Origin of the sequence: Oscillibacter sp. (assembly GCF_032060045.1) — a bacterium.
Taxonomy (GTDB): Bacteria; Bacillota; Clostridia; order Oscillospirales; family Oscillospiraceae; genus Oscillibacter.
The window spans coordinates 1049-9442 of record NZ_DAMBZJ010000016.1; the positions used below are offsets into that span (position 1 = coordinate 1049).

At 54.1% G+C, this 8394-nt stretch carries 8 protein-coding genes and 1 pseudogene; 4 read left to right on the forward strand and 5 right to left on the reverse strand.

Going from position 1 to position 8394, the window contains the following annotated elements; genetic code table 11:
• A partial coding sequence (locus tag RT018_RS07995; RefSeq protein ID WP_312940846.1) for a helicase-related protein occupies positions 1–447 on the forward strand: 447 nt, incomplete at its 5' end.
• A 94-nt stretch (positions 448–541) separates the two neighbouring features.
• On the opposite strand, the pseudogene RT018_RS08000 reads toward RT018_RS07995, so the two are convergent.
• Together RT018_RS08000 and RT018_RS08005 are read right to left on the reverse strand one after the other, a co-directional pair.
• Positions 542–637: pseudogene (locus RT018_RS08000) on the reverse strand (manganese catalase family protein); the annotation flags it as partial.
• Positions 637–1086: a spore coat protein CotJB gene (locus RT018_RS08005; RefSeq protein WP_312940848.1), complete on the reverse strand. Its 450-nt coding sequence runs from the start codon at positions 1084–1086 to the stop codon at positions 637–639. The gene RT018_RS08005 and the pseudogene RT018_RS08000, both read right to left, overlap by 1 nt.
• Before the next feature lie 240 nt (positions 1087–1326).
• Between RT018_RS08005 and RT018_RS08010 the strand changes: the two genes are divergently transcribed.
• The 3 genes from RT018_RS08010 (at position 1327) to RT018_RS08020 (ending at position 5163) form a co-directional block, all read left to right on the forward strand.
• Positions 1327–2052 carry an N-acetylmuramoyl-L-alanine amidase gene (locus RT018_RS08010; RefSeq protein ID WP_312940849.1) on the forward strand — a complete coding sequence of 242 codons (726 nt, stop codon included), beginning with the start codon at positions 1327–1329 and terminating at the stop codon, positions 2050–2052.
• The gene (gene radA / locus RT018_RS08015) at positions 2053–3447 is read left to right on the forward strand and encodes a DNA repair protein RadA (RefSeq protein WP_312940851.1); all 1395 of its coding nucleotides are present in this window, start codon (positions 2053–2055) and stop codon (positions 3445–3447) included.
• A 699-nt stretch (positions 3448–4146) separates the two neighbouring features.
• Positions 4147–5163, forward strand: coding sequence for a tyrosine recombinase XerC (locus tag RT018_RS08020; RefSeq protein ID WP_312940853.1), 1017 nt, complete (start codon positions 4147–4149; stop codon positions 5161–5163).
• Positions 5164–5247: 84 nt separating this feature from the next.
• Here the strand turns inward: RT018_RS08020 and RT018_RS08025 are convergent, their stop codons facing one another.
• The 3 genes from RT018_RS08025 to RT018_RS08035 all read right to left on the reverse strand — a co-directional run.
• Positions 5248–6900, reverse strand: a complete 1653-nt coding sequence (locus RT018_RS08025; protein WP_312940854.1) for an S-layer homology domain-containing protein — start codon at positions 6898–6900, stop codon at positions 5248–5250.
• 114 nt (positions 6901–7014) lie between these two features.
• A complete protein-coding gene (locus RT018_RS08030; protein WP_312940855.1) occupies positions 7015–7518 on the reverse strand; it encodes an amidase domain-containing protein in 504 nt (167 codons plus the stop codon).
• Between the two features lie 165 nt (positions 7519–7683).
• The coding region (locus RT018_RS08035; RefSeq protein ID WP_312940856.1) for a ketose-bisphosphate aldolase at positions 7684–8394 on the reverse strand (711 nt) is incomplete at its 5' end.

Consider the following 8394-nt stretch of genomic DNA (forward strand, 5'->3'; position numbering starts at 1 on the left):
AAAAGCGGAGATATCAAAATCCTTGTTGCAACTGATATTGCGGCGAGGGGAATTGATATTCCTGAGCTGTCCCATGTATTTAACTACGAATTACCAAATGAACCGGAAACCTATATTCACCGTATCGGCAGGACTGGCCGTGCCGGTCTGGGTGGCATTGCCATCAGCTTCTGCGACTATGATGAAATAACTTACCTAAAGGATATTGAAAAGCTGGTGGGCCGCACTATTCCTGTGGAAAAATCAGAGTGGCCAATGAAGATACTGCAAAAGTCAGAAAAAACACCGCAAAAGCGGTATGGATTCGACCGTCTTCACACGCCCTCAGCCTTGTCTAAGCCTAGACGTTCAAATGGTCAGGCAACTGTCTCCGCAAGACCTCGTGCTGCATCTGCAAAGCAACATGCCCGCGTGGTGGATGAACGAAAAAAACGCGAGCGCTGGTAAAAAGTTATTACCCGACCGCAATTATACAAGAACGCAGGGATATTCGTGAGCATCCCTGCGTCTTTCTTATTCCTTATGATAGTTTATTGTAGTAAGGACCACCATACTGACTGATAATCAATGCCGCCAGCTTAGGATTCGGAGTTTTGATATTGACGGGATATTGCAGCTTTTTTTCATAAACAAACATTAGCCATTCGCTCCTTCATCCCAGGGCCACGGGTCATTCAACCAGATAAAGCCTTCCTGCTCCGTAATATCCGTCTGGAGAAGGGGCCCATACATTTTCCGATATTTGATCCGGCCTTCTTGGGCAAGTTTGATATAAGACCAGTAGAGGTTTAAAACTTCTTGGTCCTTGGGGTGAGTAGTGAGATACAGGCCCAGCTCGTCAATCGCGAAATCAAGCGCCATCAACTCTCCCAAGGCAGTGTTGTTGATTTTCAGCTTGTCAGTCATTGCTGCCTTAAAAGGCAGGTCCAGCCCCGGAAACAGCGTCCCTGTCTGAAGCGCCGTGGCGTTTTCATAGCGGGGCGGGTCTTGATCTTGCATGGGCACGTAGGGAAAAGCCAACGGTGCACAGCGTCCGGGAAGGCTCCCGTCGTTTTGACCGCAGGAATTCAATTCAGGTCTATTCATCTACAAAAATACTCCTTCCTTTGCGCAGGTTTGCTCAGACTGCGCACGGTATCGTGCGCTTATGCCATACTATGCCGGTTAACCCTTGTGGGTACATCTTGCGGGGCCGGACAAAAGGGTGCTATAATATATAAAATAAGACGTCCGCCCTTTTTGACTGCCCACTTGTGGCGGCAGCCCCGCAGCTAGCGGACATAATGGAAAAGCCGTACCTCATATTCTTCACGGGAGGTGACGGCGATGGTTGTTTTTATACGCAGGACCCATCTTGGCTTCTCCGCACTGCTTCTTACCGCGGTGGCGGGGATGGCGTTGATTTTATGGCAGGGAAGTGGGAGCGTCTCTGTGCTCTCGTCTCAGCCGATTGGAAGCCCTAGCCGGGTGGTGGTGGTAGATCCGGGACACGGCGGGGAGGACGGCGGCGCAGTGGCCGGGGACGGCACGGTGGAGAGTGGACTGAATTTGCAGATTGCCGGGCGGCTGGACGCGCTACTCCGGTTTTTGGGGCAGGACACGGTGATGACCCGGACGGAGGATATATCCATCCATTCTCCGGAAGCCAGTACGCTTCGCCAGAAAAAAGCCTCGGACCTTAAAAACCGGGTGGCGCTTGTGAATGGACTGAAAAACGCGGTGCTCCTCAGCATTCATCAAAACAGCCTTCCAGGCTCCTCCAAAACCCACGGCGCGCAAGTCTTTTACAACGGTGTGGAGCCTGCCCCGGCGCTGGCCGCGGCCGTGCAGGAACGGCTGAACAGCAGCGTGAACACCGGGAACGGAAAAACGCCCAAGCGTATTTCCGATTCCATCTATCTCACGAAAAACACCATGGCTCCGGCAATTATCGTGGAGTGCGGTTTCCTCTCCAACAGCGCGGAAACCACTCGTCTGCAAGAACCGGGGTATCAGATACGGCTGGCGGTGGCCATTGCCGCCGGATATTTTTCTACGGAGGAAACGGCATAGATGAAAGCGAAAAGTACGTTTTACTGCACGGAGTGCGGTAACGAGACGCCCAAGTGGGCGGGGAAGTGCCCCGCCTGCGGCGCATGGAACACGGTGGTGGAGCGTCCCGCGGAAGCCGCGCCGAAAAAATCCCGGGGCATCGGGAAATCGGCGGCTTCTGCAATCCCCGCCATAGGGGGTACCCGACGTGCCCGCCCGGTGACGGACTTGGAAACCGCGTCGGAAATCCGCTTCCCCACCGGAATGGGCGAGCTGGACCGGGTCCTTGGCGGCGGGGCCGTCAAGGGCTCTTTGGTGCTGGTGGGCGGCGCGCCGGGAATCGGAAAGTCCACGCTGATGTTGCAAATTTGCAGCAAACTGTGCGAATTTTCAAAGGTCCTGTATGTATCGGGAGAGGAGTCGGAGCACCAGCTAAAGCTCCGGGCAAAGCGGTTGGATGTGGAGAGCGAACAATTGTTCGTTATCTCTGAAACCTGCCTGGGAGACGTACTGGAAACGGTTGCGGTGGAGCAGCCCGACATTCTTATCATCGATTCGATCCAGACGCTGTACAACGACGCTCTGGATTCTCCCGCCGGAAGCGTGGGGCAGGTGAAGGACTGCACTATGGCACTGATGCAGCTTGCCAAGGGGCAGGAGGTCACCGTGTTCGTCATCGGGCATGTGAATAAAGAGGGCTCTATTGCCGGCCCCAAGGTTTTGGAGCATATGGTCGACTGCGTGCTGTATTTCGAGGGAGATCAGCACAGCTCCTATCGCATTTTGCGGGCGGCAAAAAACCGTTTTGGGGCCACCAATGAAATCGGTGTGTTTGAGATGGAGGACGCGGGCTTGCACGAGGTGGAAAACCCCTCAGAGCTGCTGCTGGCGGGCCGCCCAGCGGATGCGCCGGGAAGCTGCGTTACCTGTGTGATGGAGGGCGTTCGGCCTGTGCTGGCGGAGGTTCAGGCCTTGATTGCCCCCAGCGGATACGGAACGCCCCGCCGTACAAGCAATGGCTTTGATTACAACCGGGCGGCTATGCTGATTGCGGTGCTGGAAAAGAGGGGAGGGCTGAAGCTCTCCACCTGTGATACTTATTTAAATATCATCGGCGGATTATGGCTGGACGAGCCTGCCGCAGACCTTGCCGCCGCCGTGGCGCTGGCCTCCAGTTATCTGGATCAGCCCATTCCCAGTGATCTGGTGGCCATCGGAGAGGTGGGCCTGACCGGTGAACTGCGCAGCGTCAGTCAGCTCAGCCAGCGAGTAAACGAGGTGCAGCGCCTGGGCTTCAAGCGCTGCCTGATTCCGGAACACCGGTCCCAGTCGCTCCATCCACCGGCGGGACTGACACTGATTCCGGTGCGGAATATTGGGGAAGCCCTGCGCTCCGTGTTGCGCAAACAGGGATGAAGTGAACGCAGCCGCCTCCGGCGGGAGGAACGCCGGCAGCAGCGGCGCAATCCAAATCGCACAGTCCGTCCTTTTGGTAGATGCAGGCAGAGGTGCATGGAATAAGCCCCATAAAATTCAGTCCGTTCCTTTTAGTTTGAGATGTTTTCAAGCAGTCTAAGTGTTTAGGCTAGGATGTGCCGAAACGCTGAAGTTTATGTTTTGAAAAAAGAAAATTGGGGCTTAAAGCTGGGGGAGCCAGAAGAATAGGCTGACCGTTTAAAAGGACATGGAGCGCGCCGCCAAGGCATTTTGCCTTGAGCAAAATAATGTTGTTTTGGAAGAACGCCTTTGCCGAACAGTTGGACAGCGTCGCTCGATACTGGTGTCAGAACAACCCTAGGGCGGACAGTCGGCTTTGTTTTACAAAGGCGATTGAACAAAATAAAAATTTTGTTCAAAGAAGGGGAGCGATATGTGCGATCGGACAATGCAACCGCTGATTATCCTATGGGCATCAAGCCCACCGCCATCGGCCGAAAAAAGCTGGTTTGATTCCCTTTAATATGCGCAGACACGGTATCCATGCCGACTGCTCGGAAAACACATCCGGACAAGCCTATTTCCAACGATTTGAGCAGCTCTTTATGAAGATCCCCACGTTTCCAACCGCTCCAGCGACTGCGCTGACTAACACATTACAGATTTGAGGGTGATATTTTGAACGATTACCGCACCGAAGCGCCGCCGGTCCTTCGGGACTTTCTGGCGTATCACGAAACGATCAAAGCGCATTCCAGGCGGACCGCGGATGAATATTTTCTGGATTTGCGGAACTTTTTCCGCTATATGAAACAGACTCGGGATTCGTCTCTGCGGGATAGCCGGCTGGATGAAATTTCGATTCTGGATGTGGATTTAGACTTTGTTAAATCTGTGACATTGACGGATATCTACGGATACATGACGTATCTCAGCCGCGACCGGATTTTGCATCAAAACAGCTCTGCATCAGATTATGGACTAAACGCCTCGTCCAGAGCGCGAAAAATTGCAACACTTCGTTCTTTTTACAACTATTTGACCAATAAAGTACACCTAATTGCCGAAAATCCTATCAAGGACATTGACTCCCCAAAAACAAAAAAAACACTGCCAAAATATCTGACGCTGGATGAAAGCATCCGGCTTTTAGAGTCGGTTGACGGAAAGAACCGCGAGCGTGACTATTGTATTCTGACGCTGTTTCTCAACTGTGGATTGCGGATTTCCGAGCTGGTGGGACTCAATTTAAATGATATTCAGGACGAGGCCCTTCGGATTTTGGGTAAGGGCAACAAGGTCCGTATCGTGTATCTGAACGAGGCTTGCAAGGATGCACTGCGGCAATATCTGGCAGTGCGGCGGCCTGTGTCGGGGCGGGACAGCGGTGCGCTGCTTTTGTCGGAGCAGAACAAGCGTATCAGCCGCTCTGGAGTGCATGCAATGGTGAAGAAGCATTTGGGCCAAGCCGGACTGGATGCGTCGGAATACTCATCTCATAAACTCCGCCACACCGCCGCCACGCTGATGCTGCAAAACGGCGTGGACGTGAAAGCGGTGCAGGAGGTTTTGGGCCATGAGCACCTGAATACCACAGAAATCTACACTCATATCGACAACGAAGCCCTTCGTGTCGCCGCCAGAGCCAATCCCCTGTCTCAGGTCAAGGCACCGAAAAAACCGCTGGATTCCTGAGCTTTGGCAAGGTGTTTTCTTTTTCCCGCTACCTGTACTTATAAACAGCAAAGCCTCTGGAAAATTCCAGAGGCTTTGCGTTTTTTATGATGTCAGCAGGCTGTTCCAGTTCCAGTCGGTTTCCGTAGGGATAGTCCCCAGCCGCCACAGCGAAACGCCGGTAATCCCCAGCAGCTTGGCGGCGCCGAGCTTGACGTGAACACTATCGTTGTTGTCGTACCAGACGAAATAACGGCTGCCGTCCTCCGTGGTATAGATTGCATAGGGCTGCTGATAGGTATCAGACCAGCCCCTTACTGTATTGGCCTGTCCCAGTCTTTGATACAGTGTTTCGTTGGATGGGTAGACCGGAGTTCCAGAAAGAAGCTTCCCGTCTGTGCCGATTTTCCATGCCATGGGCTTGCCGGAGAAGCCCAGAAGCAACTTGGATGCATTGCTAGTACCCATTTGCACGGCGGCGGCCAGCAGCGAGGTGTATACTTGGTCGGCAGGAGCCTGCGCGGCGGTCTTATAATACTCTGTTCCCACAAAGGAAGACATATCCGAGGTGTTGTAGTCATAGGCCATCAGAATCACTCGATCGGCAAGTTCTCCGATGGCGGAGTAATCATAGCCGTCATAATAGCTGCCAGTGGTTAAAGTCGGGGAAACACAGACATACAAACTCTTACCAAGGGAATGCACTTTACTGGATAACGTCGTTAAAAACGTCGTAAGATCCGATTTTTGTGCAGTCCGCAGGCTCTCAAAATCGATCGTCACACCGGAATAGGGATTCTTTCCCACGGCGTTGTAGGAAACGGTTAGCTCATTGACTATCTGCTCAACTGCCGCCGTTCTACCGACCTCCGAGGCAAGCAGCTCCCGCACTCCCCCGGACATATCCATGTAGACACTCAAATTCAAGGTTGTGCCGCCCGCACCCAGGTACCCGGTGACATCCTGATAGCCGCTGGGGATGGCATACTCATTGCCGCCCGCCGAGGTGGTGGAAAGCAGTGCTGCGGTTCCGTCCCACGTCATTCTGCTCCACCCGGCACTGACGGCTTCCATCCCGTCTGACAGGCCCAGCTGGTTTCGGGAGGAAATCGCATAGAACCCGTGGACAAACTCCGTGGCGCGGCTGAGTTTTTCGTAAATGCGCACCAGCATGGCAGCGGCCTGTCCCCGGGTTGCCGTGGCGGTTGGGGCGAAGGTGGTTTCCGAAGTGCCCGAGGTCATGCCGATTTGATAAGCCACGGCTACGTACCCCTTCCCTGCCTGCACGTCGGTGAACGGAAGCGCAGTCAATTTTTCCTGAAGCGCGGCCGCCCCCTTCAGTCCCACTGCACGCACCAGCATCTCAGACATCTCGGTGCGCGTGATGGGTACGTCCGGACGAAATTTTTCGCTCCGGTCCACCACATCGTGCGCCAACGCAGTCTCCACCACTGAATACCACGTGTGGGAAGAGGGCACATCGGAAAAAGAGGGCTGCTGGGGTAGTGCTCCGTCCCAGTTCATGGTTTTTACCATCATCCTCACCAGCACGGCAGCAAACTGTCCCCGGGTGATGGGGTCCGAATAACCGAAGTTGGAGGCGCTGTATCCGCCCATAAGGTGATAGTCGGCAGCCTTTTGCACCTCGTCTGCAAGGGCACTCCCCACCGGGACGTCCCGAAAGGACGCGGCAGAAACCGGCAGCGCAGACATCGCAGTCAGGGCGGCCGCAAGCAATGCCGCATAAAGTTTTTTCATATGTATTCGCCTTCCTTATGTTCAATAAAATGTTCAATAAACGAAAAACAATCACGACTGACGGGCCTTTTTCCGTCAGCCGTGATTATAGCACCTTTTTTTGCAGCATTCAAGTTATGGCCGATTCACGCCAAGGATTTTGACAGGTCGAACTAGGACATACTCATAGCTGTTTAGCGGCCTGTTGTCCGCGTCGAAGCTGTGGGCTGCCACGAGAATGTTCTCCGGACCATAGGGCGGCTGCGCCTCCACCACCACTGGCGAGTGTTGGTAACGGTTCCCGCCGAGAGATAGCTGGACCAGATCGCCCGGAAGCAGCTCCCAAAGCTGACATTCCACACCCACAGGACCCACCGAGGACTGAGGGCGGGTAAGGAAGTTGAACAGATACTCAACCCCCGTCCACGCGGGGGCTTTTTGATTTGCGTTGATATAGTACCAGCCATAAGTGGGGAAATAATTCATGACGCCGCCCCCGGCATAAAGACACTGGGATGCAAAATTTGTGCAGTCTCCGCCGATGGTTTCATAATCGTAAAAGGCCGGGTTTCGTCCATAGGCCCAACGGTGGGCATACCACACCGCTGCCTCACGGTCATAGTCCTGTAAAAGGTTCATGGGTACCCCTCCCCTGCCCCCAGCTTATGCGAAAGGATGAAAATGTGCCATGATCGGTCTTTTCCAGAACCAGTTTGCTCATATAAAATTTTTGCATAAGCGATGCAAGCTGCGCGAAAAAGCAGGGAGACAAACGTCTCCCTGCCCTGTTTTTTGAAAAAACGGTTAAATCTTGTGATCGCAGCCCAGAACGTGGACCAGCTTATGGGCCACCATGTCTTTAATGGCCTGACGGGCGGGTTTGAGATACTGGCGGGGATCAAAATCGCCGGGATTATGGGCGAAGTGCTCCCGGATACAAGCCGTCATGGCAAGACGAAGATCGGAGTCAATGTTGATTTTGCACACGGACAGCTCCGCCGCGTGGCGCAGCTGATCCTCCGGCACGCCGATGGCTCCGGGCATATTGCCGCCAAATTGATTGATTTTCTCTACAAACTCCTGCGGGACCGAAGAAGATCCATGCAGCACGATGGGGAATCCGGGCAGACGACGGGAAACCTCCTCCAGCACGTCGAACCGTAGCTGGGGCTTGGTGCCGGGCTTAAACTTGAACGCGCCATGGCTGGTGCCAATGGCGATGGCCAGAGAATCGCAGCCGGTGCGGGAGACAAATTCTTCAACCTCTTCGGGACGGGTGTAAGAAGAGTCCTCGGCGCTGACGTTTACCTCGTCCTCAATCCCAGCCAGAGTCCCCAGCTCCGCCTCCACCACCACGCCGTGGTCGTGGGCGTATTCCACCACCTTCCGGGTGATCTCAATATTCTCGTCAAAAGGCTTGCCGGATGCGTCGATCATCACGGAGGTAAAGCCACCGTCGATGCAGCTTTTGCAGGTTTCAAAATCCGGGCCGTGATCCAGATGGAGCACGATGGG